Raw genomic sequence first — 24,413 nt, 5'->3', positions numbered from 1 at the left:
GAGTGAGCCGTCCCCGACAGTGTCCGAGACGGCTCTTTCGCACACAGCCGCTACTCGGCGGCGATGTCCTCCAGCACCGCGATGAGGGTGCGGACCGGGACGCCGGTGCCGCCCTTACCGATGTAGCCGAACGGGCCACCGGTGTTGTAGGCCGGGCCCGCGATATCGACGTGTGCCCACTGCACGCCCTCGGGCACGAACTCCTTCAGGTACAGCCCGGCCGCGAGCATGCCGCCCCAGCGGTGCGGGGTGACGTTGGCCAGATCGGCGACCTTGGAGTTGAGATCCGAGCGCAGCTCGGCGGGCAGCGGCATGGCCCAGCCGTTCTCGCCGACCTCGCGCGAGATGCGGGCGACGCGATCGCGGAAGTCGTCGGTGCCCATCACACCGGGAGTGCGGGTGCCGAGCGCGACCATCTGCGCGCCGGTCAGGGTGGCGACGTCGATGAGGTAGTCGGGCTCGTCTTCGCCGGCGCGGACGATGGCGTCGGCCAGGATGAGCCGCCCTTCGGCGTCGGTGTTGATCACCTCGACGGTGGTGCCGCCGTACTGGGTGAGCACGTCGCCGGGACGCTGCGCGGTGGCCGAGGGCATGTTCTCGGCCATCGGCACGGTCGCGGTGACGGTGATCGGCAGGCTCAGCCGCGCGGCCAGCAGCGCGGTCGCGACGACCGCGGCGGCGCCGGCCATATCCGAGGTCATGTTCTCCATGTTCGCCGCGGGCTTGATGGAGATGCCGCCGGTGTCGAAGGTGATGCCCTTGCCGACCAGCGCGACCTTCTTCGGGCCGCCCGCATAGGTGAGCCGCACCAGCCGCGGCGGGCGCGAGGAACCCTTGCCGACGCCGACGATACCGCCGTAACCGCCTGCCTCCAGGGCGTTCTCGTCCAGCACCTCGACCTCGAGCCCGGCGGCCTCGGCCAGCGCCTCGGCGCGCGCGGCGAACTCGGCCGGGTAGAGATGGCTTGGCGGGGTGTTGACGAAATCGCGTGCGGTGGCGACGGCCTCGGCCACCAACTGCGCGCGCAGCAGTTCCACGATGCCGAAACTCGGCTCGGGTACCAGTAATTCGATCCGCACCACCGGACGTTCGTCGGACTTGGGTGCCGACTTACTCGACCGGAACGGAGTGAAGGAGTAGGCGCCGAGATAGAAGCCTTCCGCCGCGGCGGTGAGGTCGAGACCCGACAGCGTGGTCGATACGAGCTCGGTGCCCGACAGCGAGCGTCCGGCGACGCCCGCGGAGCGGCGGATCTGCTCGGCGTCGAGCTTCTCGGCACTGCCCAGGCCGACGGCGAGCACACTGGTGACGCCCTCGAGCGAGGCAGGCGCCGGGAACCGGGTCAGCTCCTCGGCCTTGCCCTTCGCGCCGACGGCACCGAGCTGATCCAGCAGTTCCGCGCGTACGTCGGCGTCGAGCACATCACCGAACAGGTCCTCGGGCACGATCGCGGGGCCGTTCTCGGAGGAGGTCAGTCCGATGACGAGCACGTCGGTGTCGGGGCCGATGGCTTCGGTGCGGTGGAGTTCGGGGCCGAGTGGGCGATCAGCGACAGCGGTCATGGGCTCAGGCTAGCCGCGGCGTACCGATCGCCGATCGCTACCTCGGCCGAACTGTCACCGCGCGTTGCGGCCGTGTGCGTGGACGATGGCAGGTGGCCCGGCGACGACCGTCAGGGGAGTCGGGCGAAGCGCGCCGCCACACCGTCGAGAAGCAGCTCGATGCCGGCCTCGAGGACCCCGTCGAAATCGATCTCGGGTGGACCGCTCGCGCCGAACAGCTTGTCCATCACCGGACGTGAGGTCGGATCGAGTAGTTCGGCCAGCTCGGCGTGCACCTCCTGTTCGGGATGGGTCTGCGGATCGATGGCTCGTTCGACATGCTCGGCGCTCCACAGCAGACCCATGCCCTGGACCAGGCCGGAGACGGCGAGATAGGTCGACAGGATGTCTTGCGCGGTCATACCGGGCTGGTCCAGGGCGCTGAAGATGCGCTCCAGAATGTCGAACAGCGCGGGCCCGACCGGTGGTCTGGTGCGGGCAAGCACCGGCAGCACCCACGGATGACGCTGGTAGAGCTGCCATTCCTGGCGGGCTTCGTAAGCCACCTGCTCGCGCCAGCCCGCCAGTTCCGGTGGTGGCGGTGGCACCTCGGCGAGCGCCAGTTCGGCCATGGCGGCCAACAGTGCTTCCCGGTCGGGGTAATGGCGATAGAGGGCAGCGGTGGCCACACCGAGTTCGCTCGCCAGCCGCCGGGTGGACAGGCCGTCGATGCCGAGTCGGTCGGCCAGCTCCACGGCGGTGCCTGCAATGCCGACGGCGGTGAGCGGGCCGCCGGTGGGGCGGCGGGTGGGTGCGGCGCGGTGCGCGGGGGTGAGGGCGTCGCGGCGAGCCCGGTAGGCGCGGGCCTGACATGAACGGGAGCAGTAGCGGCGCCGGCGTCCACGCACGGGGTGGGCGAGTGGTTGTCCACAGATTGGGCACGCGCTCGTATCCGGTCGGTCGGCCGGGCCGACGCCACGGGCGCGCGATTCGCTCATTTCGACACAGTAAGCAGTGTGACGAAATTATGGCAATGCCGTTGTTGCCGCTTTACGTTGGCTGGGACAGACGCTGTTCACTTGGGAGGAAACGGTTATGGGCGACACGCTGACGGTCCGGCGGGCGACAGAGGCGGATCGGGATTCGGCGATCGAGGCCTTCGGCCGGTGCACGGACGAGGTGGTGACCGCGTGGATTCTCGAGGGGCATCCGGTCGAGCCGTTCCGTGACGAACACGTGCCGGAGCTCATCGATCGCGGGCTGAAGGAGGACGAGATCTGGCTCGCCGGGGTCGGCGAGGAGATCTGGGCGGTGTCGATCTGGCAGCACGTCACCTCGGCGGATCGGTTCGTGGCCGAGGCCGAGCAGACGCGAGCGTTGCTGGAACAGGTACCGGACCTGAGCCTGATGCGCCGGTTGACCGTGCTGACCGCGCTGCTCGCCGAGGAGCATCCGCGCGAGTTTCCGCACGAGTACCTCCAGGTGATCGTCACCGTTCCCGAACATCGCAGTAAGGGCGCGGGCGCCGCGATCCTCGCCGATCGGCTGAAGGTGTACACCGACGAGCAGGTTCCGGCGTTCCTCGAGGCCAGCACCGAACGCTCGTCGCGGTTGTACGCGCGGCATGGATTCGAGGGGACCGGTAAGACTCATGCGCTGCCGGAGAACGGGCCGACCTTGCGACCGATGTGGTTCCGCCCCTGAGCAGACATCTCTGCGTATTGCGTGGGTGCGGCCTCGAGCACACGCCCGGACGTGGCAGGTCTTGGCGGCCTACCCGGCGGGTTAAGCTCGCCGGGTGAGCAACGCTGACCTGCTGCAAGGCCCGATCCATGATCTCCACGTCGAACTCGGTGCGAGTTTCGCGCCGTTCGGCGGCTGGGAGATGCCGGTGTCGTACGCGGGGACCGTTGCCGAGCATCAGGCCGTGCGGACCGCGGTCGGCCTGTTCGACGTCAGCCATCTCGGCAAGGCGACCGTGCGGGGACCGGGTGCCGCCGAATTCGTGAACGCGACGCTGACCAACGACCTGGGGCGGATCCGTCCGGGCAAGGCGCAGTACACCCTGTGCTGCACCGAGGACGGCGGCGTCATCGACGATCTGATCGCCTACTACGTCAGCGACGACGAGATCTTCCTCGTCCCCAATGCCGCCAACACCGCGACGGTGGTCGCCGAAATGCAGAAAGTGGCGCCCGACGGCGTCACCGTGACCGACGAGCACCGTGCCTACGCGGTGTTCGCGGTGCAGGGCCCGAACTCCACCGAGGTCCTGACCGCGCTCGGCCTGCCGACCGAACTCGAGTACATGGCCTACGCCGACGCCGAATGGGACGGGCGTCCGGTGCGTGTCTGCCGGACCGGCTACACCGGCGAACACGGCTACGAACTGCTGCCACGCTGGGACGATGCCGCACCGCTGTTCAGTGCCCTGGTGCGCGAGGTGCGGGCAGCCGGCGGCCAGGTCGCCGGGCTCGGCGCACGCGACACCCTGCGCACCGAGATGGGCTATCCGCTGCACGGTCACGAACTGTCCCCCGAGATCACGCCGGTGCAGGCGCGGGTCGGCTGGGCGGTGGGCTGGAAGAAGCCGCAGTTCTGGGGCAAGACGGTGCTCGAGCAGGAGAAGGCGGCCGGGCCGCGGCGAATCCTGTTGGGGCTCAAAGCGCTCGATCGTGGAGTTTTGCGTCAGGGTCAGCAGGTGCTGCGTGGCGATCAGGTCGTGGGTGAGACCACGTCGGGAACCTTCTCACCGTCGCTGAAGCAGGGCATCGCGCTCGCTCTGCTCGATACCGACGCGGCGATCGAACCGGGCGCCGAAGTCGAGGTCGACGTCCGTGGGCGGCGGCTGCGGTGCGAGGTCGTGCGCCCGCCGTTCGTCGAGGTCAAGGCGAAGTAGCCCCACCTCGGCCCGCGGGCGGGCAACCGGCGGCCCTGAATCGGCGATCGCTGCCGCCCCGGCCTGCCGCCGTCGTCGTCGTCGGGCCAGGCCGGAGTCAGACCCGCCCATGGCGCGTGGATGTGACGCGCTATCACGCGACCGCCCGGTATCCGAAGGTAAACGCGCCGAAAACCTGGAAAACCTCGCCCGATAAGATCGGCGGCATGACCGCTGCCGCACAGTTCACCCGTATTCCGCATCCGGCGCCACTTCCGGAGCAGCGGGTACAGGAGATTCTGACGGGGCCGGGCTTCGGCCGGTACTTCACCGACCACATGGTCTCCATCGACTACACCGACGCCGATGGATGGTCCAACGCCCGCGTGGAGCCCTACGGCCCGCTTTCGATGGACCCGGCGACCATGGTGTTCCACTACGGTCAAGCCATCTTCGAGGGTTTGAAGGCCTACCGGCAGCCCGACGGCGGCGTTTCCTGCTTCCGGATCGACGCCAACGCCACCCGCTTCCGCAAGTCCTCGCGCCGGATGGCGATGGCGGAACTGCCGGAGGAACTGTTCATCGAGTCGGTCCGGCAGCTGCTCGAGGTCGACGAGCGCTGGGTGCCCGCCGCAGGCGGCGAGGAGTCGCTCTATCTGCGGCCGTTCATGTTCGCCACCGAATCCGGTCTCGGCGTGAAGCCCGCCTCGGCCTACAAGTACTTGCTGCTCGGCTCGCCCGCCGGTGCCTATTTCCCGCGCGGTGTGAAGCCGGTGCGGGTGTGGCTGTCCACCGAGTACGTGCGCGCCGCCCCCGGCGGCACCGGCGAGGCGAAGGTGGCGGGCAATTACGCGGCCTCGCTGCTGGCCCAGGCCGAAGCCACCGAGAAGGGCTGCGACCAGGTGGTGTGGCTGGACGCCTGCGAGCGCCGCTATGTCGAGGAGATGGGCACCAACAACCTGTTCTTCGTCTTCGGATCCGGCTCCGACGCCCGCCTGGTCACCCCGGCGCTGTCGGGTTCGCTGCTGCCCGGTATTACTCGTGACTCGTTGCTCACCCTGGCCGCCGACTCCGGCTACCAGGTCGAAGAGCGCAAGATCTCGGTGGAGGAATGGCGTAAGGGCGCCGAATCCGGTGAGATCACCGAGGTTTTCGCCTGTGGCACCGCCGCCGTCATCACCCCCGTCGGGTGGGTGCGCTCCGGCGACGAGGAGTTCGCCATCGGCGGCGGTGAGCCCGGCGAGGTGACCATGGCGCTGCGTGAGACCCTCACCGGAATCCAGCGCGGCACCTTCGCCGATATCCATCAGTGGATGCGCCGTCTGTGACGGTTCCCAGATATCCGGCCGCCGGGCTGTTGATATCCGCCGCCGCGCGGTGCCCGGCACCTGCCGGATAGCTGTTCGGATCGGTCAGCCGAGCATCATGATCGCGTGCCATTCGTCCAGCGACGTCGGGCGCAGCACGTAATTGTTGGTGCGGATGTCGTCCAGCGAGGCGTTCGGGTCCTGGCTGTACCAGTGGCCGGGGTAGACGGTTGGGTTGCCGTCCAGTTCGGACAGGTAGCGCAGGCTGCGGAACATGGCCTCGGAATCGCCGCCGGGGAAATCGGTGCGGCCGCACCCGTCGACGAACAGGGTGTCGCCCGCGATCAGGCGGTTGTCGAACAGGAAGCACTGACTGCCCGGGGTGTGTCCGGGGGTGTGCAGCAACTCGATGTCGAACGCGCCGACCGAGACCTTGTCGCCGTGATCGTGGCCTGTCAACTCGCTGGGCGCGATGCCGGTGACATTGGCGACCCAGGATAGTTCCTCGTGGTTGACATGCACTGCGACGCTTGTCTTTTCGAGTAATTCCCGCACTCCGCGCAGCGTGAATCCGAGCATGGTGCCACCGACATGATCGGGATGGTGATGGGTGGCAAGCACCCCGGTCAGCCGCAGCCCGTCGTTCTCGGCGATATCGGCCAGCTCACCCGCGGCATACGCCGGATCGACCACCACACACTCACCGGTATCTCGGTCGCCGATCAGGTAGGCGAAATTGCGCATCTGTGTCGCGATGGGATCACCGACGGCGAAATCCCGCCCAGACAACAGCTGACGAAAATAGAGGCGCTCGGCTGACATACCCGCCACTGTAGGGCCATGGGTATCGGCGGTGTGGGGTCAGCTGGCCAATTCGACAACGTTCGAGCCCCGAAGCCGAGATCCGCGCAGGTGGGGCGCCCGCGGGTGACTGGGACGGTTGCTACCGAACTCGACTCGGTGAGTTGGTCTGCGTCCCCTTGGCGAGCGGGTCGAAGGGAATACCTTTCGCCCACCTCTGAGCGACAACGCGATCTGTTGTCGCTCAGAGGTGGGCGAACAGCACTATCCCGGCAGCGCGGCGACGAAACATGTCGTACACCGCGTGCACACTGGGCAGTATGGGCGGGGCGGAATTCTGCACGATTTCAGGCATCGAGCTGCGATACGTGCTGACCTGGGTCATGTTCGAGGCCATGCGACCGGTTTCGGTCGCCGAACTGACGAACGGGTTAGCACGTGCGGGGTTTGGAGTTCGAGGGCGATCGTCGAAGACAGTGTCGGACGCGTTGCGGTGGGAAATGCGGCGCGGGCGGGTTATCCGCCGTGGACGTGGGCTGTACGGGCCGGGCAGCATGCCTCGGCAGACCGCCGCCCGAATCCGCGACCGCGTGCGCCGGATGCGCGCGGTTGCTTCTCGAGCGGATCAGTCTCTTAGTGATACCGATCAGTTTCCCAGCGAAAGGCCGAGGGCAGTGATGGCGGTGGTGGACTCGACGATGGCGCCGAGGACGTCTCCGGACAACCCGCCGAACCTTTGCACGCAATGCCGCGTCATGACTAGCGAGAGGACCGTGGCGACGACGATGACGCTCGGCCCCAGCCAGCGATACTCCGGCACCGCGAAGACCGCGACCGCCACGGCGACGAGCCCCCATGCACCTACTGTGACCAGCGATTGCGTGCCCGCGACCAGCGTGCCGAACCCGGTGCCCGGAGCTGCCACCGTGCCACGCCGGCACGCGGCAACAACAGCAACCCGGGCCACCGCTACCGCCAGCGCCACCGCGAACCACCGGTCCGCCTCGGCCAGTGCCGCGAACGAGAACGCTTGCACGCCAACGGCGAACACAATGGCCGCCACCCCGAACGGCCCGGCGCTACCGCTCTTCATGATCTCGCGCGCCCGTTCGGGCGGGCCGTAGCTGCCGAGTCCGTCGGCGGTATCGGCGAGCCCGTCCAGGTGCATGCCCCGGGTGCTCAGCGCGAGCACCCCGACGGCAATCAGTCCGGCCACCGCCGAGCTCGCCCCGGCCACCGTGAGCAGCCACAGCACCCCGCACGCCAATGCACCGAGCGCGGCCCCGACCACCGGCGCCCAGGCGATGGCGTGCTTGGCGCCTTCGCGGTCCACCGCGGCGGGCCCGCGCACCGGCAGGACCGTCAGCCAGGAGAACGCCAGCCGCGCGCCGCTCATTTGTGCAGGTCGACAGCCGGAACGTCTTCGGCGGTGCTGACGCCGGCCTCGTCGAAGGTGGCCATCTCGGTGAGCGTGGCGACGGCAGCCCGCAGGATCGGGAGGGCGGTGAGGGCGCCGGAACCTTCGCCGAGTCGCATTTCGAGATCGATCAGCGGGTCCAGGCGCAGGTTGGTCAGGGCCAGTGCGTGGGCGGGTTCGGTGGAGCGGTGGCCGGCCAGCCACCAGTCGCGGGCGCCCGCGGCGAGGTCCTCGGCGACGAGGGCTGCGGCGGTGACGACGAGCCCGTCCAGGATGACGGGAGTGCGGCGGACGGCGGCCTGGGCGAGGAAGCCGGCCATGGCGGCGATATCGGCGCCCGCCGCGACGCGCAAAAGGTCGACGGGCTCCTTGGCCACCGGTCGGGCGCGGCGCATGGCATCGCGGATGGCGGCGACCTTGCGGATCCAGCCCGCATCGTCGACACCGGTGCCGCGACCGACAGCCGCTACCGGCTCGGTGCTGGTGAGAGTGGCGATCAGTACCGTCGCCGGGGTGGTGTTGCCGATCCCCATATCGCCCGCGATGAGCAGGTCGGCGCCCGCATCGATCTCCTCGTCCGCGATGGCGCGGCCCGCGGCCAGTGCGGCGGCGACCTCGTCGGCGGTGAGGGCGTCCTCGCGGTCGATGGAACCGCTGGACCTGCGCACCTTGTGCTGTGAGATTCCCGGATCGGTGTCGGCGTCCACTGCGATATCGACCACCCGCACGGTCGCGTCCGCAACCCGTGCCACTGCGTTCACCGCGGCCCCGCCGCCGAGGAAGTTCGCGACCATCTGCGCGGTCACCTCGCTCGGATAAGCCGAGACCCCGTGCCTGGCCACCCCGTGATCGCCAGCGAACACGACCACCCGCGCCCGCTCGAACTGCTTCGGCGGGCATACACCCTGACATGCGGCGACCCAGTTACCGAGGGTTTCCAGCCGCCCCAGCGCACCACCGGGTTTGGTCAGTCGGGTCTGCCGCAGCTGCGCCGCCGCCCGAACCTGCGCGTCCGGCGCCGCAACCGCCCCGAATCCGTCTGTCACTGTGCCGAGCTCCTCCGGTCGGGCATCCATCACCTGCGCACCATCTTGCCCGGCGATGATCATCTACCGCCCACCACCCGCCACGGTCACGGCTGTCGATGTCTTCAACGCGCCGGCAGTCGTCGTCAACGCGCCAGCAGTTCGCGGGTCAGCGCCTCGCCCCACCAGCGTTCCACGCGTTCGGGTGGCCAGCCGCGATCGACGGTGAATGTGGTGTAGACGTCGATGGTGCACAGCGCGGCGTAGATGTCGGTGGCTGTCGCGATATCGAGACCGGGCCGGAGGGTGCCGTCGGGCCAGGACGCGAACACCTCGGTGCGCGTGCGATCGCCCAGCTTCCTGGCGCGGTGGTAGACGTCGGCGAGATCGGGTTCGGTGCGGCCGGCCTCGCGCACCAACTCGATGAGGTCACCGGCGCGTTCGAACAGTCTGCGGTCGTATCCGGCCATGGCGGCGAGCTGTCCTGCGGGGTCACCGCGCTGCTCCAATTCGGCGAGCTGCTGCGGCAAGCCTGCCGCCAGATCCGCAGCGTCCACCAGCGCCCACACCAGGCCCGTTTTGGTTCCATACGCCGAATACACCGTGGGCACCGACACGCCCGCAGCCTGCGCCACATCGCGCACGCTGGTCGCCGCCCAGCCCTTGGCAATGAACAGCCGGCCCGCGGCCTCGGCGATCTCGGCGCGGGTGCGGTGTGCCTGTGCCTGGCGGCGCAGGGAGTCGTAGCGCCGACGTCCGGACTCTGGCTGCACTGTTGACCCTCCGATTTTCCTATGGCTATATTCAATATAGGTCATGTAAAACGAATTGGTTCGACGTGGGTGTGCCGACGGCAACCATGTGCCGGAGAGGGCACCTTCGATGGAACTCAGCACGGCGGCCGGTATCGGTGGACTCGGATTCGTCTCGGCGGCGTTCGTCGTCAACTACTTCTATCTGCGCGCCCGGCTCCCGCTGCCGGGATCAGCGGTGAACCTGGACCAGGTCGAAAGCTCCTTTGCGGCGGGCGCTGTCGCGTTGAAGCGGTCGTCGGTGATCGCGCCGGCGACGTGGCTGTTCACCACGGTCTTCGCGGCCGGACTGCTATCAGTGCTGTGGCGCGGAGATGACGGCCAGACGGCTTGGGCGCTCATGGGATTCGCGGGTGTGCTGATGCAGAACGCGACGTTTGTCGTTGTCGAGGCGCTGCGATTCGGCATGGCGGCCGGTGCTGCCGCCGCACGTGGGGTGAACGCCGGCCTCTGGGGGCTCACGAATGTGCTGTTCGGCTTCAATCAGGTCTTCCTGGCGACGGCGCTGCTGGGGTTCAGCATCGCGGGCGCCGAGACCGAATTCATGTCGGCATGGTTGACCTGGCTCGGGTATGCCAGCGCGGCATTGCTTTTCGTGTCGTCCTCGGCCGCGCCGTTCAATGTCGACGGCACCAACCGTCTCGGCCCGGTCGGGCTGATCGGCTGGCTGGGCTGGGCGATGTGGATCGTAGGTTGCAGCATCGCGCTGCTGCGGTTGTGAGCGAGTGGGCGCCCTGGGCGGGTGGCTGTGGAGGCGGCCGCGAGCGCGCAGGCGCTGCCCACGTGCCGGCGCGCCGGGTCTGTTCAAGCGCGCCGGGGCGCGGGGTCTGATCGCCGGGAACTCAGCCCAGTCGCAGCGGCAGCCCCGCGACGATGAGAAACGCTTCGTCGCACGCCTGGGCGAGGCGCTGGTTGAGGGTGCCGATTTCATCGCGGAACAGGCGGCCGGAGCGGGTGGCGGGGATGATGCCCATGCCGACCTCCGGGCTGACGATGATGAGGCGATGTTCGTAGGCGGTGACCGCAGCGACGAGGGCATCTGCGTCGGGGGTGATGGTGCCGCGGGGGGACTCCCAGGCCGCGCGGGCGTCGATGCGTGCGGTGAGCCAGGTGCCGATGTCGTCGATCAGCGTCGCGCCCGAGAACGGCTCGGCCAGAACTGTTGCGGTATCGGCATTCTCGACCACGACCCAGTCGTCGGGCCGACGGTCCCGGTGCCGGGCGATGCGCTCGGCGAAATCCGCGTCGGCGGGGTCCGGGACCGCCGTCGCGAGATACCGCACCGGACCATCCGCGACCAGTGACTCCGCATACGCCGACTTGCCCGACCGCGCGCCGCCGAGGACGAGCGTGCGCCGTACGGACGAGGACAAGCGGGGCTGTGGCACCCTGGCACGCTATCAATCGCCGATCCGGTGCGGCCGGGCGAACGGGCCATCGCGAAGCCGATCACGTGCCGGTACGCAGGGCTATTGCGTCCCTGCCCCGAACCGGCGCCGGTATTCCGTCGGCGCGATACCGACCACGCGCTGGAAGTGGTGCCGAAGCAGCGCCGCGGAGCCGAACCCGGCGCGGGAGGCGATCTGCTCCAGCCCGAGGTCGGTGTCTTCCAGGAGGTGTTCGGCGAGCAGGACGCGCTGGGTGGTGAGCCATTTGACCGGGGTGGTGCCGGTTTCGGCGGCGAAGCGACGGGCGAAGGTGCGGGTGGACATCGTGGAGCGGGCGGCGAGGGCTTCGACGGTGTGCGGGAGTTCGAGGTTTTCCGTCATCCACTGCAGGGTCGTGCCGAGGCTGTCGGAGCCGCATTCGGCGACCGGACGTTCGATGAACTGGCGCTGTCCGCCGTCGCGCTGGGGTGGGACCACCATGCGGCGGGCGATGCCGTTGGCGGCGGCGCTGCCGATCTCGCGCCGCACCAGATGCAGGCAGGCGTCGATGCCCGCGGCGGTGCCCGCGCTGGTGATGAGGTTGCCTTCGTCGACGAAAAGCACGTCCGGGTCGACGGTCGCCGCGGGGAATTGCGCGGCCAGCTGGTCCACATAGCGCCAATGGGTGGTGCATTTGCGGCCGTCCAGCAACCCCGCGGCACCCGCCAGGAACGCACCGGAGCAGACGGTGAGCACGATGGCGCCGGCATCGGCGGCCGCGCGCACGGCGTCGACGACAACGGGGTCGTGGCCAGTGGAAGCCGGGAAGGCGGGGATCGCGACCAGATCCGCGGCGGCGAGTTCGTCGAGCCCGTACTCGGGGGTGACGGTGACACCCGGCGAGGTGGCGGGCAGCGGCTTGCCGGGCTCGACCCCGCACACCCGGAAGTCGAATCCGGGCAGCCCGTCGGCGGTGCGATCGAGGCCGAACACCTCGCAGACCACTCCGAACTCGAACATGGCCAGCCGCTCGGACAACACCACAGCGACTCTCGACAGCATGCCGCCAGTCTATCTGGCTGAATATTGATGAACTATGTCAGTACTGCCACTTTCGGCTGGATATCGGCGAAAGGACAATTACTGCCATGGCTGGATTGGTGATAACCCTCATGGCATTGGCGGCGTTCGCGGCGACGATCGGATGGCTCGGATTCGGCCGAGTCGGGTCGACGGATGTCGTCGATCGCGACGTCGAACGGGCACGCGCCGAACTGCTGGCAATGCGTTCGCGGGCGCCTCATCGCTGAGCGGTCGTGTGCGATTCGGAATCGCTGCACCGGGGCGATGCCGGGGTGATATGGCTGCCGCAATGGTCCCCGTGGTCAACGCCCTGCCGGACGAGCAGCGCGCTATGCGGGGCCGACGATTACAGCGGATCGCCGAATCACCGGCGCGGATGGCGTCGGATAGGCCGACGGCAGACCGAGCGGCGCAGGGACCGCCGATCGGACTCAGACCGCGTCGCCGGGCCCGACGCGCGGCTTCGGCGCCCTCATCTTGCGGATCTGCGAGGCGCGCACGAACGCGTACCAGCCCAGGCGGAACCCGGTGTCGGTGGAATCGGGGAACCGCTCGCGGACCCGGTTGTTGATGATGCGGCCGAGCATGACGCCCTCGATGGCCATGAACAGCATCATGACCAGCATGGCGAGCGTCACCACCGACTGCAGGGCGGGCGCGGCGAACATCGACACGATCAGTACCAGCGCCATCGGCATGAACAGGCCGACCAGGTTGCGCCGGGCATCGACGATGTCACGGACGAACGCGCGCACCGGGCCCTGATCGCGGGGCAGCAGGTACTTGTCCTCGCCGGCGAGCATGCGGGCGCGACGGTCCTGGGCGGCGGCGCGGCGCTCGGAGGCGGCCGTCTTGCGCTCGGCCTTGTCGCCTCGGTTGGCCTTGCGCCGGGCGCGGGCCTCTTTCGCGGTGAGCGGAGCTGGAGCGACCGGACCGCGGCGCTTGCCTTCGGCGTCACGACGTTTCGGCGTCGGCCGGCCTTTGCCCGCGGTGGCGGTGGCCGCCTGCCGCGCGGAACTCGCGTCGGGATCGCCGTCCGCGGTCGTGCGGTCGGCGGGCTCGTCGGTGGTGCTGGAGTCGCCGCGGCGGAACAATTTCACAGCAACCAGGCTATTCGATATATGCCACGGCCGGAAATGCGGTCTACCCGACATGGTGGGCGGGCTCACCCGGGTCGCGTCCATCTCAGGCGAGGAAGGTGGCAAGATGGGAATAGCAGCCCGCCCGGTGGTGTTGACTCCCGACGAGCCGTGCGCTGTTCACGGGATGACCACAGCTGTCCTTAGGAGAGTTCATGACAGTGCAGAACGAGACCGAAGTCCATGGTGTGACGCTCACCGACGCAGCCGCCTCGAAGGCGAAGGCTCTGCTGGACCAGGAAGGCCGTGAGGACCTGGCGCTGCGGATCGCCGTGCAGCCGGGTGGTTGTGCGGGCCTGCGCTACCAGCTGTTCTTCGACGACCGTTCGCTCGACGGCGACCTGACCGTCGACTTCGGCGGCGTGAAGCTCGCGGTCGACCGGATGAGCGCGCCGTACGTGCAGGGTGCCTCGATCGACTTCGTCGACACCATCGAGAAGCAGGGGTTCACCATCGACAACCCCAACGCCACCGGCTCCTGCGCCTGCGGCGATTCGTTCAACTGATCTCAGTTGTTCCTTCAACGGACACGTAGTTGATACGGTGAAGACCCGGACTTCGGTCCAGGTCTTCGCCTTTTGCCGCCTTCTCCAGAGGGGTTCAGCTACGTGTCCATTGCCGTATCCGCGTCCATTGCGACCGACCATCTCATGCGTTTTCCCGGGCGGTTCGCCGACGCTCTGCTGGCCGACCAGCTCGACCATGTCTCACTGAGCTTCCTCGTCGACGATCTGGTGATCCGTCGCGGAGGCGTCGGTGGCAACATCGCCTATGCCATGGGTCTGCTCGGCCGCACCCCGCTGCTGCTCGGTGCCGTCGGCGCCGATTTCGCCGAGTACCGGCAGTGGCTCGAATCCCACGGTGTCGACTGCTCGGCCGTGCACATCTCCGATTCCGCGCATACCGCGCGTTTCGTCTGCACCACCGACGAGGACATGGCGCAGATCGCGTCGTTCTACCCCGGCGCGATGAGCGAGGCTCGCGATATCTCGATCGCGGGCTTGGTCGAAACCCGGAAGATGGATCTCGTGCTGGTCGGCGCCAACGACCCCGAGGCGATGCTGCGCCATACCGCCGAATGCCGTGAACTCGACATTCCGTTCGCCGCGGATCCGTCCCAGCAGCTGGCCCGCCTCGACGGCGACCAGACCGTTCAGCTCATCGACGGCGCCACCTACCTGTTCACCAACGAATACGAGTGGGGTCTGCTCAAGCAGAAGTCCGGGCTGACCGAGGAAGAAGTGGCCAAGCGCGTCGGCATCCGGGTCACCACGCTCGGCAAGAACGGCGTGCTCGTGGTCGACCGCGACGGCACCGAGGTGCGCGTGGGCGTGGTGCCGGAGAACGCCAAGGTCGACCCGACCGGCGTCGGTGACGCCTTCCGCGCAGGTTTCCTCACCGGCCACACCGCGGGCCTGAGCCTGGAACGCGCCGCGCAGCTCGGTTCCCTGGTGGCCGTGCTGGTGCTGGAAACCGTCGGCACTCAGGAGTGGACCCTGGATCCCGACGACGCGCTCAAGCGCCTCACCCAGGCTTATGGGTCCGAGGCTGCCGCCGAACTCGAGTCACTGCTGCGCTGAGGTTCGACTCGTGCGGCGTTCGTCCGCTGCACGAGCCGTGCGCGGCTTCCAGCGCGAGGTGGGCGTTTCGTTCGGCCCTGCGAGCCCTCCCGCGTTCGAGCGGGGGAGATCTCGAGCCCATCTAGCCCCCAGACATACGAGTGCCCCCGCTCGAATCGAGCGGGGGCACTCGTATGTCTCATAGGCCTACAGCGACACCGGGTACGTCGGCTCCTGGATCTCCGGCTTGATCCGGTCCTCGACGAAGATCCCGTGCCACACCATGAACACCAGCAACGTCCAGAGCCTGCGGCTGTGGTCGGAGGTGCCTGCCCGGTGTGCCTCGAGCATCTTGGTGATCGCGGCCTTGTCGAGCAGGTGATCGGTCTGGGATTCGGCGATCTGCTGCTGGGCCCAGTCGTAGAGTTCGGTGCCGCGCAGCCAATGCCGCAGCGGGACAGGGAAACCCAGCTTGGCGCGGTGCAGCACATGCGGGGGCACGATGCCTTCGAGCGCCTGGCGCAGGGCGTACTTGGTGGTGTCCTTGGTGATTTTCTGCTCGAACGGAATCCGCTCGGCGACAGCGAAGACCTCCGAATCCAGGAACGGCACTCGCAGCTCCAGCGAGTTCGCCATCGTCATCTTGTCGGCCTTGACCAGGATATCGCCGCGCAACCAGGTGAACAGATCCAGATGCTGCATGCGTGCCACCGGATCCCAGCCGCTGGACTTCGCGTAGATCGGCTCGGTGACATCCTGATGGGTCCATTCCGGCCGGAAATCGCGCAGCACCGAACGCAATTGGGCGTCGCTGAAGCTGCGGGCATTGCCGTAGTAGCGCTGCTCCAGGGTCAGCGAACCGCGGTGCAGCAGGCTCTTGCCGCGGGTGCCCTCCGGAATCCGGTCCGACAGCTTGCCCGCCAGCCTGCGCAACCCCTGCGGTAGCCGCTCGAACGGTTTCAGCGACAACGGCTCCCGGTAGATGGTGTACCCGCCGAACAGTTCGTCGGCGCCTTCACCGGACAGCACCACCTTGACGTGCTTACGGGCTTCCTTCGCCACGAAATACAGCGGCACCAGCGCGGGGTCGGCCACCGGATCGTCGAGGTACCAGACGATCTCGGGGATGGCCGCGGCGAACTCGGCGGGGGAGACAACCTTCACGATGTGCCTGGCCCCGATCGCGGCGGCACTCTCGGCGGCGACATCGACCTCCGAATAGCCTTCACGCTCGAAACCGGTGGTGAAGGTGATCAGGTTCGGGTTGTGCCGCATGGCCAGCGCCGCGATCGCGGTGGAGTCGATTCCACCGGACAGGAACGAACCGACGGTGACGTCGGCGCGCATGTGCTTGGCGACCGAGTCCTCGAGCGCTGCGGCGATCTCGCGGTAACGCGCCTGCTCCGAGCCCGCCGCGAACGGCTTCACCCGGAACTGTGGCTCGAAGTACCGGACGATCTTCGGCTCTTCACCGGGCTGGACCATCGCATAGCTGCCCGATTCGAGCCTGCGGATCGCGGCGTGCAACGTCTCCGGCTCCGGGACGTACTGCAACACGGTGTAGTGCTCGAGCGCGCGCGGATCCAGCTCAGCACCCGAACCGATCGCGGGCAGCAGCTCCAGCAGGCTCTTCTTCTCGCTGCTGAACGCGGTGCCGCCGGGGCCGGTCGCCAGGAAGAGCGGTTTGATGCCGAACGGGTCGCGCGCCAGGAACAGCTGCTCGGTCTCGGTATCCCAGATCGCGAAGGCGAACATGCCGCGAAGACGGCGCACCGCGTCCGGACCCCAGTAATGGAATGCCGCGACGATCGACTCGCTGTCACCCTCGGTGGTGAACATGGCGCCATCGGGGAATTCGGCGGCGTGCTCGCGCGCCAGCTCCTCGCGCAGCTCGAGGTAGTTGTAGATCTCACCGTTGAAGGTGAGGGCATAACGCTGCGGGTTGTCGGCCGGACCCCAGCGCAGCGGCTGATGCGAATGCTCGATATCGATGATCGACAGGCGGTTGAAACCGAAGATCACGTGCTCGTCGTGCCAGGTGCCGCGCTCATCCGGACCCCGATGGCGGCCGCAGTGCAGGGCGTCGTACACCTGCTCCACCGTGTCGGGCGCTGCTTTGTCAGACGTCAGAAATCCGAGCAGTCCACACACGGCGTCGGCAACCTCTTTCCTGTGGTCGGTTCCGCGCCGATTCTCGTCGTGCGCGGCGGGGGAATCCCAGGCGAAATCTAGTGACCGAGTATGCCCCACTCGACCGCTGATCGCGTCCTTCAGGGCGGCGTTGGCACCGGATCGCGACGGTGCCGGCGGCGAGAATCAGCCGAATCCTCGCGGGAATCCGGAGCGCATCGCGCTGGTGGGACTCTGGACCTCGAGCGCACGTCGACCACCGGCGGGCTCCGAATCATCACCGGGTGCCCGCGATGCGAATCGCTGCTTGCTGGGCAGATGGACGCATGGCCGCGGAAGCCTGGCGCCGCACGGAGTGTCGAAGCCGACCCGACGCGGAACCAAGACCAGGTTTGGTCTACGCTGCGTAGTACTCGGGCCGTCCCGTGGTGCTCCCTGCGCGAAAGCGCCGGTCTTCGCGGCGACGACCCGGCAAGCTGTTGACGTGCCGTCCCAAGCGGACGGTGCAGTGTCGGAATGTGTGGCGACCAGGAAGGCGTGAGCGTGGCGCACAAGGCGAGCGACGAGATCGGGGCACGACCCGCCCGGGGTCGGCAAGGCCGTATCCTGCGGCGGGCGGGGCTGGCGGTGTCCTTGGGGATCACCGCGATGCTCGTCTCGGGCTGCTCGATCGACAATGTCTGGCTGCGGTTCGGCTGGCCGTCCGGTATCACGGATCAGGCCACCCGCATGCGCGAGCTGTGGACCTGGTCGGTCATCGCCGCGCTGGTGATGGGTGTGCTGGTCTGGGGTCTGACCTTCTGGACCATCGCGTTCCATCGCAAGAAGAAGGACTCGCCGGAGTTCCCGCGTCAGACCGGCTACAACGTGCCGCTGGAGCTGTCGTACACCGCGGCCCCGTTCGTCATCATCGCGGTGCTGTTCTACTTCACCGTCGTCGTGCAGAACTACGTGCACGAGAAGGTCGACAACCCCGACGTCGTCGTGGACGTGACCGCCTTCCAGTGGAACTGGAAATTCGGCTACCGCAATGTCGATCTGAAGAACGGCTTCACCTACGCGGGCATCGACACCGAGCGCGAGAACCTCAACGAAGAGCAGCTCAAGGCCTACGAAGAGCGCATCGACCCCGAGCACGGCCACCCGCAGCCGGGTCCGTTGCACGGCAAGCCGGCAAACGACATCCTGTCCTACCTGCACTACGACAAGATCGAGACCATCGGCTCCAGCAACGAGATCCCGGTGCTGGTCCTGCCGACCGGTAAGACCATCGAGTTCCAGCTCGCCGCCGCGGACGTCATCCACGCCTTCTGGGTGCCGGAGTTCCTGTTCAAGCGCGACGTGATGCCGAACCCGAAGGAAAACCACTCCGACAACGTCTTCCAGATCACGAATATCGAGCGGGAAGGCGCGTTCGTCGGTCGTTGCGCCGAGATGTGCGGCACTTACCACTCGATGATGAACTTCGAGGTCCGCGCCGTCTCGCCGGAGAAGTTCCAGGCCTACATCGAAGCGCGCGACAAGGGCATGACCAACGCCCAGGCGCTCGAGTCCATCGGTGAATCGCCGGTGGCCACCTCCACCCGGCCGTTCAACACCGACCGCACCGTCAAGAGCGCGGCCGAGAGCAACTGAGGACTGATCTGACATGAAGATCGAAGCGCGGATTTTCGAACTGCTGACGTTGTTCTTCGTCATCGTCGGTATCGTCTACGGCTTCTTCACGGCACAGTCGCGCACCGGCGTCGAATGGGCGGGCACCACCGCCATCGTGCTGACCGCGGGTCTGTCGCTGATCATCGGCACCTACTTCCGCTTCGTCGCCCGGCGCCTGGACCTGCGCCCGGAGGACTACGAGGACGCCGAGATCGTCGACGGTGCCGGTGACCTGGGCTTCTTCTCGCCCGGCAGCTTCTGGCCGATCACCCTCGCGGCCGCCGGTTCGGTCACCGCCCTCGGCCTGGCCTTCTTCCAGTTCTGGCTGATCGGTATCGGCGTCGTGCTGATCCTGGTCGCCGCAGGCGGGCTGGTATTCGAGTACCACATGGGTCCCGAGAAGCACTGACACAACCTCACGACGAACGCCCCACCGGTTCCTACCGGTGGGGCGTTCGCTGTGTGACGGGGATTCTGCTGAGCAATCGGGGATTCTGCTGAGCGCCCGTCAAGCGACAGTTGTGCCTGGTGGGGCGCTGAGGGTTTCGGGAAGCCGGGCACGCCCTGATCGGCGAGAACGTGCCCGCATCGATATGCTCGTTCGGTGTCAGAACTGTGGATGTCGCGCCGGGGGGGAGCTCGGCGCACCGCTCGCGCGCACTGACCGCCGGCCCCGACTGAGCCTGAGCCCGTATGCCGGGGACCTGAACCGCGGCAAGCGGTATTCGGCCGCCACGAGTGAACTAGAACCCTCGCCAGTGGTACCTGACTGCGGCCCCTTCTCGTGCGATGCCGCAGCCATGTACCACTCGGCGGGGATCAGTCGGCGGATTCGTAGCGGAGGGCGTGTTCGGAGCGGCAGATTTCGTCGATGGTGGTCATGATGTCGCGCAGTTGCTCCGACGGGAGGGCCGAGGGGCGCAGGCGGCAGGTGAAGGTGATGAGGCCGTGGTCTTCGGTGGACAGGCCGCGAGTGGCGGATTCGTCGCGCAGGAACTTCGAGCGCACGCCGTAGGTCATGGCCGAGATGACGGTGAAGCAGCCGGTGCGTTCGCGGTGGCCGGCGAACAGGTCGTGCAGGCGGTAGAACACCGAGGTGTAGCTCGACAGCGGCGCGAACACGCCGACCCGGTAGGCGGGGCCGCGTTCGGAGGAGCTGATGACGGTGTCGGCGAGGTATTCGGCGTCGCGCAGGGTCAGCACCTTCGGGGTGAGCATGACCGCACCCGCGGCCGCGTTACGCACTGGCATGCCCGCGCGTCCGCCTGCCGCCGAGGCGATCACGCCCAGCGATTTGCGGGCCCGCGAACCGACTTCACGACGCGCGCGCAGCGAACGCGTCGGCGCGGTGGGGTAGAGGCTCGACCACTGGCCGAACCGCACCGTGCCCAGCTGAACGTGGCCGGTGCCGACCGGCCGCGACACCTTCAGCGGCGCCGTATCGACCCAGCGCCCCACCTGCAGCACCGCCTCACCGGGCCGGGTGACCTGCCTGTGCGCGTACTCGACGAACGAATCGAAGTCCAGGAAGCGGTGGGCGTTGGTGCTGAGCCAGCTGTGGTCCTTGTCCACCTCGACGGTGTCGAGGGTCAGCGCGGTGATGATGCCCGCCCGGCCACCCGCGCCGAGGATGCGGTGGAAGCGCTCGGTGTGATGGTCGCGCCCGCAGGTGCCGATCCGGCCGTCCGGGTCGACGTACTCGAGGTCGACGATGCGGTCGATGAACATGCCGTACTTGTGCGACGCGGTGCTCACCCCGCCGACGGAGGCGAACCCGCCCGCGGTGATATCTCGGTGATCGCCCACGATGGGTAGGCCGAGCCCGTGTGCGCCCAGCCGGCGGTCGATCTCCGAGAGCCTGGCACCAGCCTGCACACGGACCGTGCCGCGGCCGAGGTTGATATCGAGCACCGAGTTCATCCGCCGCATCGACACCACCGCGCGCTGATCGGGCACCGAAATGCCGTCGTCGACCAGCTCACCACCGCAAATGGTCAGCGGCTCGGCCCGCTCACGCGAATCGCGCACGGTGCGAACGACATCCGCGGTGTCACGAGGGAGATGTTCTTCGGCGGCGACAGACTGCGGCGTGCTCATGGCACGCAAGCTAACCACAGCGCGCCCGCTCGTGCGCGCCCGATCCACCGCCATTATCGACCCGGTGCGGCGAGCCGTTGGCTGAACAGCACCGATCCGCTCGCATCGCATAAATTGACCGTCAGTTCCCTTGACCTGCCGTCGATCGAAACCTCGCCGAAATGCTGGTAGGCACCGTCGAGCGGGGAGGTGCCGGGCTCCGGTGGAGCATGCACGAACACCGCTTCCGGTCCGAAGGTCCCGTCGAGGGTATTGGGTCCGAACGCGCCCGCGTTGAGGGGTCCGGAGACGAACTCCCAGAACTCGTCGAAGTCGGTGAACGCCGCGCGTTCGGGGGAGTAGTGGTGGGCGGCGGTGTAGTGGACGTCGGCGGTCAGCCACACCACGCCCTGCACCCGGTCGGCCTTGATCCCCGAGAGCACCTGGGCGATCTCGGATTCCCGCCCCGAGGGTGCGCCTGGATCACCGTTGGCGGGACCCTCGAACGCCGCCTTGCCATCCGGGACGACCAGACCGAGCGGAAGATCGTTGGCGACGATCTTCCAGGTGGCGGTGGAGGCGCGCAGCCCGTCGATGAGCCAGCGGGTCTGCTGCGGGCCGAAGATGCGGCCGTCGGGGGAGGTGTTGGCGCCGTTGGTGTCCTTGTAGGTGCGCATATCGAGCACGAATACATCGAGCAAGGGGCCGTAGGAGATCTTGCGGTAGAGCCTGCCGTCGGCGGTCTCGGCAGGGTCCAGCGGATTCCATTCGTGGAAGGCCTGCCAGGCGCGGGTGGCGAGGGTGTTCATATCGCGTTCGGCGTAACCCTTGTCGGCGGCGACGATGCCGCCCGGTGACCAGTTGTTGGTGGTTTCGTGGTCGTCCCACTGGACCAGTTGTGCGACCGAGGCATTGAAGCGGCGCACGTTGTCGTCGGTCAGGTTGTAGGCGTACTGACCGCGATACTGGTCGAGGGTCTCGGCGACGGCGCTCTTGGCCTCGGTGACGATGTTCTTCCAGATCCGGCCGTCGGGCAGCGTCACCGTTTCTTCCAGCGGTCCGTCGGCGTAGACGACATCGCCGGAGTGCAGGAACAGGTGCGGGTCGCGGGCGGCCATGGTGGAGAAGATTTTCATGCCACCGATGTCGGGGTTGATGCCGTAGCCCTGACCCGCGACGTCACCGGACCAGTGCAGCCGGATATCGGCGGGTGCCAGCGGCGCGGTGCGGAAGACGCCGGTGAGTGGCTCGGAGGCAGCGCCGTCTTCGCCCTCGAGGGTGACCCGATAGTGCACCTGCTGTCCTGCGGGCAGTCCGGAGATGCGGACGCGGCCGGTCCCGTCGGAGTCCGGGGTCAGCAGTGGCCCGGTGAATCGCTTGGCGTCGGTGAACGATTCGGTGGCCGCGGTCTCCACGATCAACGTCGCCGGTCGATCCGAACGCGCCCAGATCAGCGCGCCGTCGCTGCGCGGGTCACCGACCGCGACGCCGTGGGTGAGAGCGGGCCGCTGCCGGACCAGTCCCGGCCCCGAATCGTTCGCGCACGCCGCGAGCGCGGGTGCGGCTACAAGACCGAGTGCGGAGGTGCGCAGCAGGGCGCGCCGGGAGAAGCCGTTGACGGGGCGAAACACAACCATGGCGTCGACCATGGCGCAGCGAACTCAACGCAATGTGAACGTGGTTCGTCGGGTGGGTCAACGGCTTCCCCGGCGCGCGATGACGTTCAGCGAGATTCGAGGGTGCCCAGTCGCTGGCCGATCGCGGCGGTCCAGTCGACCTGGCCGACGGTCGCGTAGTCGATCCACATCGTGCCGATGGCGTCGCGGCCCGCGGCGAGCATGCTGCCGCGCTTATCGGCCTCGAGCACGACGTTCATGCCGTTGTCGGAGGCAAGGAAGGTGAGTTCGAGTTGGTTGATGCGTGGGAAGCGTGCGGAGGGACCGAACTCGATCTCCTGATAGAACGGCAGCTGCTGGGCCGTGCCTACGATGCGCCCCGATTCGACGTCGGTGCTGCGCAATGCGAAACCCCAGCGCAGGATGGCGTCGAGGACAGCCTGCTGAGCCGGTAGCGCGCCGACGCCGATCGGGTCGGTGTCGGTGGCATCGACTCCGCCGTCGAGGTCGACGACGGTACGCACGGCAATGGCCGCGCCCGGTAGGTAGCGTCCGTTGTAGAAGGTGATGGGTGTTTCCATCGGCACTCGCAACGCGAACGGGAATTCCAGCAGCGCACCGGGACCCACCTCGAAGCCGCCGTTCAGCGGGAGCTGCGCGAAGGACGCTTCACCGATCGCTTCGCCGTCCCCGTACTCCACCTCGACGCGGGTGACCAGCTCCACGCCGACTCGCGACACCCGCTGCCGCGTCTGCCCACCCCGCAACCGCACGACGCCCTGTACCACCCCGCCGGGTTGCACCCCGGTACCGAACAACTCGGTCTCCACTTCGGCCGAACCCACCCCGACCGACGCAAGCAACTTCTTGAACATGCCCGCGACTCTGCCACCCCGAACTCGGCGTGCCATTACTGATCGGTTGCGCTGTGATCGAGGTCATGTGGGCGAAATGTTCACGGGCGGCAGTATTTTCGTGCCGCCGGCAGAGCTCTGCGAGTTCACAGGCGGAGTGGACGGTCGCAATCGCGGGCAGTGTCGCGCGCTGCGAGGTACCGGCGTGCAGGCTCAGGTATCAGTGTCGTGGCCAATATGACCGACGGGGCCGGGGTGCCGTCGCATGGCCGAAACCGTGGCCCGCCGCGAGTCAGCTGGCGGCGGATTCGGGGATGCGGGTGGCCTCGGGCGCGGAGCCGGAGGGAACGCCCTTCTTGAGGCTCGCGGCGTAGACGTCGACGTATTCCTGGCCGGTGAGCTGCATGAGTTCGTACATGACCTCGTCGGTGACGGCGCGTTCGACGAAGCGGTTGCCGCCCATGCCCTCGTAGCGGGAGAAGTCGAGCGGGGCGCCGAACTTGAGAGTCACCTTGCGGCGGCGCCAGCGGAAGGGTCCCGGCGGGCTGACCTCGTCGGTGCCGATGACCGCGACGGGGATGACGGGGACGCCGGTTTCCAGCGCCAAGCGCGCAATGCCGGTTTTGCCCTTGTAGAGCCGACCATCGGGGGAGCGGGTGCCCTCGGGGTACAGGCCGACGAGGTGGCCTTTATCGATGAGCTTGCGGGCTGCGTTGAGCGCGTCCTCGGCGGCGCCGGCGCCGCTACGGTCGATCGGGTACTGGCCGGTGCCGCTGAAGAAGAACTTCTGCAGTCGGCCTTTGACCCCGGGGGTGGTGAAGTATTCGGCTTTGGCCAGGTAGCTGATCCGGCGCGGGCTCAGCAGGGGCGCGAACAACCAGTCCGCGAACGAGAGATGGTTGCCTGCCAAGATGGCGGCGCCGTCGGCGGGAATGTGTTCGACGCCTTCGACTGTCGGCCGGTTGTACACGTGCATAAACGGGCCCGGAAACACGTACTTCAGCAGCCAGTAGAACATGACGTCCTTACCCCCGGAGGACCGGGATCGTAGGCGGGCACCTCTCGGTTGCCGACTTTACCGCTGGTCGCAGATCACATCCAATCGCAGAGGCGAATCTCACCACACTCGCGTGGTGTGGGTGCACCGTTGCG

Annotated in this window: 23 protein-coding genes; 9 read left to right on the top strand and 14 right to left on the bottom strand. The window is 67.7% G+C overall.

Annotation, left to right across the window (positions count from 1 at the left end; translation table 11 throughout):
• Positions 1-50: 50 nt before the first annotated feature.
• Together ACFXNW_RS13495 and ACFXNW_RS13490 are read right to left on the bottom strand one after the other, a co-directional pair.
• A complete protein-coding gene (locus tag ACFXNW_RS13495; protein ID WP_379417918.1) occupies positions 51-1,562 on the bottom strand; it encodes a leucyl aminopeptidase in 1,512 nt (503 codons plus the stop codon).
• Positions 1,563-1,672: 110 nt separating this feature from the next.
• Positions 1,673-2,539 carry a TetR/AcrR family transcriptional regulator gene (locus ACFXNW_RS13490; protein WP_379417917.1) on the bottom strand — a complete coding sequence of 289 codons (867 nt, stop codon included), beginning with the start codon at positions 2,537-2,539 and terminating at the stop codon, positions 1,673-1,675.
• A 97-nt stretch (positions 2,540-2,636) separates the two neighbouring features.
• Here ACFXNW_RS13490 and ACFXNW_RS13485 point away from each other — a divergent pair, with 97 nt between their 5' ends.
• The 3 genes from ACFXNW_RS13485 (at position 2,637) to ACFXNW_RS13475 (ending at position 5,747) form a co-directional block, all read left to right on the top strand.
• Positions 2,637-3,245, top strand: a complete 609-nt coding sequence (locus ACFXNW_RS13485; protein ID WP_379417916.1) for a GNAT family N-acetyltransferase — start codon at positions 2,637-2,639, stop codon at positions 3,243-3,245.
• 94 nt (positions 3,246-3,339) lie between these two features.
• On the top strand, positions 3,340-4,440 hold the full coding sequence (gcvT, locus tag ACFXNW_RS13480; RefSeq protein ID WP_379417915.1) for a glycine cleavage system aminomethyltransferase GcvT: 1,101 nt from the start codon (positions 3,340-3,342) through the stop codon (positions 4,438-4,440).
• 206 nt (positions 4,441-4,646) lie between these two features.
• The gene (locus tag ACFXNW_RS13475; RefSeq protein WP_379417914.1) at positions 4,647-5,747 is read left to right on the top strand and encodes a branched-chain amino acid aminotransferase; all 1,101 of its coding nucleotides are present in this window, start codon (positions 4,647-4,649) and stop codon (positions 5,745-5,747) included.
• An 84-nt stretch (positions 5,748-5,831) separates the two neighbouring features.
• Here ACFXNW_RS13475 and ACFXNW_RS13470 read toward each other — a convergent pair whose 3' ends face one another.
• From ACFXNW_RS13470 to ACFXNW_RS13455, 4 genes are all read right to left on the bottom strand, one after another.
• Positions 5,832-6,548, bottom strand: coding sequence for an MBL fold metallo-hydrolase (locus ACFXNW_RS13470; protein WP_379417913.1), 717 nt, complete (start codon positions 6,546-6,548; stop codon positions 5,832-5,834).
• Between the two features lie 625 nt (positions 6,549-7,173).
• Entirely contained in the window at positions 7,174-7,923 is a 750-nt protein-coding gene (locus tag ACFXNW_RS13465) for an adenosylcobinamide-GDP ribazoletransferase (RefSeq protein ID WP_379417912.1), read from the bottom strand.
• A complete protein-coding gene (cobT, locus tag ACFXNW_RS13460; protein ID WP_379418146.1) occupies positions 7,920-9,020 on the bottom strand; it encodes a nicotinate-nucleotide--dimethylbenzimidazole phosphoribosyltransferase in 1,101 nt (366 codons plus the stop codon). The genes ACFXNW_RS13465 and cobT overlap by 4 nt, the downstream gene beginning before the upstream one ends.
• Positions 9,021-9,115: 95 nt before the next feature.
• Positions 9,116-9,742: a TetR/AcrR family transcriptional regulator gene (locus tag ACFXNW_RS13455; RefSeq protein WP_379417911.1), complete on the bottom strand. Its 627-nt coding sequence runs from the start codon at positions 9,740-9,742 to the stop codon at positions 9,116-9,118.
• Positions 9,743-9,851: 109 nt separating this feature from the next.
• Here ACFXNW_RS13455 and ACFXNW_RS13450 point away from each other — a divergent pair, with 109 nt between their 5' ends.
• Positions 9,852-10,502 (top strand): 2-oxoglutarate/malate transporter, encoded by a 651-nt coding sequence (locus ACFXNW_RS13450; RefSeq protein WP_379417910.1) that lies wholly within the window; start codon positions 9,852-9,854, stop codon positions 10,500-10,502.
• Between the two features lie 121 nt (positions 10,503-10,623).
• Here ACFXNW_RS13450 and ACFXNW_RS13445 read toward each other — a convergent pair whose 3' ends face one another.
• Positions 10,624-11,169, bottom strand: coding sequence for a bifunctional adenosylcobinamide kinase/adenosylcobinamide-phosphate guanylyltransferase (locus tag ACFXNW_RS13445; protein WP_379417909.1), 546 nt, complete (start codon positions 11,167-11,169; stop codon positions 10,624-10,626).
• Between the two features lie 81 nt (positions 11,170-11,250).
• A complete protein-coding gene (locus tag ACFXNW_RS13440) occupies positions 11,251-12,210 on the bottom strand; it encodes a helix-turn-helix domain-containing protein (protein ID WP_379417908.1) in 960 nt (319 codons plus the stop codon).
• An 86-nt stretch (positions 12,211-12,296) separates the two neighbouring features.
• Here ACFXNW_RS13440 and ACFXNW_RS13435 point away from each other — a divergent pair, with 86 nt between their 5' ends.
• On the top strand, positions 12,297-12,458 hold the full coding sequence (locus ACFXNW_RS13435) for a hypothetical protein (RefSeq protein WP_379417907.1): 162 nt from the start codon (positions 12,297-12,299) through the stop codon (positions 12,456-12,458).
• Positions 12,459-12,662: 204 nt separating this feature from the next.
• On the opposite strand, the gene ACFXNW_RS13430 is transcribed toward ACFXNW_RS13435, so the two are convergent.
• A complete protein-coding gene (locus ACFXNW_RS13430; protein WP_379417906.1) occupies positions 12,663-13,331 on the bottom strand; it encodes a DUF3043 domain-containing protein in 669 nt (222 codons plus the stop codon).
• Between the two features lie 194 nt (positions 13,332-13,525).
• Between ACFXNW_RS13430 and ACFXNW_RS13425 the strand changes: the two genes are divergently transcribed.
• Together ACFXNW_RS13425 and ACFXNW_RS13420 are read left to right on the top strand one after the other, a co-directional pair.
• Positions 13,526-13,876, top strand: coding sequence for a HesB/IscA family protein (locus tag ACFXNW_RS13425; RefSeq protein WP_379417905.1), 351 nt, complete (start codon positions 13,526-13,528; stop codon positions 13,874-13,876).
• A 102-nt stretch (positions 13,877-13,978) separates the two neighbouring features.
• Positions 13,979-14,950, top strand: coding sequence for a carbohydrate kinase family protein (locus ACFXNW_RS13420; RefSeq protein ID WP_379417904.1), 972 nt, complete (start codon positions 13,979-13,981; stop codon positions 14,948-14,950).
• 186 nt (positions 14,951-15,136) lie between these two features.
• Here the strand turns inward: ACFXNW_RS13420 and asnB are convergent, their stop codons facing one another.
• Positions 15,137-17,080: an asparagine synthase (glutamine-hydrolyzing) gene (gene asnB, locus ACFXNW_RS13415; RefSeq protein WP_379418145.1), complete on the bottom strand. Its 1,944-nt coding sequence runs from the start codon at positions 17,078-17,080 to the stop codon at positions 15,137-15,139.
• A gap of 627 nt (positions 17,081-17,707) precedes the next feature.
• Here asnB and ACFXNW_RS13410 point away from each other — a divergent pair.
• Together ACFXNW_RS13410 and ACFXNW_RS13405 are read left to right on the top strand one after the other, a co-directional pair.
• Complete coding sequence (locus ACFXNW_RS13410; RefSeq protein WP_379418144.1) at positions 17,708-18,694, top strand: cytochrome c oxidase subunit II; 987 nt, start codon at positions 17,708-17,710, stop codon at positions 18,692-18,694.
• 13 nt (positions 18,695-18,707) lie between these two features.
• Complete coding sequence (locus ACFXNW_RS13405) at positions 18,708-19,124, top strand: cytochrome c oxidase subunit 4 (RefSeq protein WP_379417903.1); 417 nt, start codon at positions 18,708-18,710, stop codon at positions 19,122-19,124.
• 410 nt (positions 19,125-19,534) lie between these two features.
• On the opposite strand, the gene ACFXNW_RS13400 is transcribed toward ACFXNW_RS13405, so the two are convergent.
• From ACFXNW_RS13400 to ACFXNW_RS13385, 4 genes are all read right to left on the bottom strand, one after another.
• Complete coding sequence (locus ACFXNW_RS13400) at positions 19,535-20,812, bottom strand: FAD-binding oxidoreductase (protein WP_379417902.1); 1,278 nt, start codon at positions 20,810-20,812, stop codon at positions 19,535-19,537.
• Positions 20,813-20,865: 53 nt separating this feature from the next.
• Complete coding sequence (locus ACFXNW_RS13395; RefSeq protein WP_379417901.1) at positions 20,866-22,428, bottom strand: alkaline phosphatase D family protein; 1,563 nt, start codon at positions 22,426-22,428, stop codon at positions 20,866-20,868.
• An 86-nt stretch (positions 22,429-22,514) separates the two neighbouring features.
• Positions 22,515-23,282 (bottom strand): sporulation protein, encoded by a 768-nt coding sequence (locus tag ACFXNW_RS13390; protein ID WP_379417900.1) that lies wholly within the window; start codon positions 23,280-23,282, stop codon positions 22,515-22,517.
• A 271-nt stretch (positions 23,283-23,553) separates the two neighbouring features.
• Positions 23,554-24,279 (bottom strand): lysophospholipid acyltransferase family protein, encoded by a 726-nt coding sequence (locus ACFXNW_RS13385; RefSeq protein ID WP_379417899.1) that lies wholly within the window; start codon positions 24,277-24,279, stop codon positions 23,554-23,556.
• Between the last annotated feature and the right edge of the window lie 134 nt (positions 24,280-24,413).

Origin of the sequence: Nocardia sp. NPDC059180 (genome assembly GCF_042754945.1) — a bacterium.
GTDB lineage: Bacteria > Actinomycetota > Actinomycetes > Mycobacteriales > Mycobacteriaceae > Nocardia.
The sequence above is the reverse complement of the archived record's forward strand: the minus strand, read 5'-3'. Positions and strand labels throughout refer to the sequence as shown.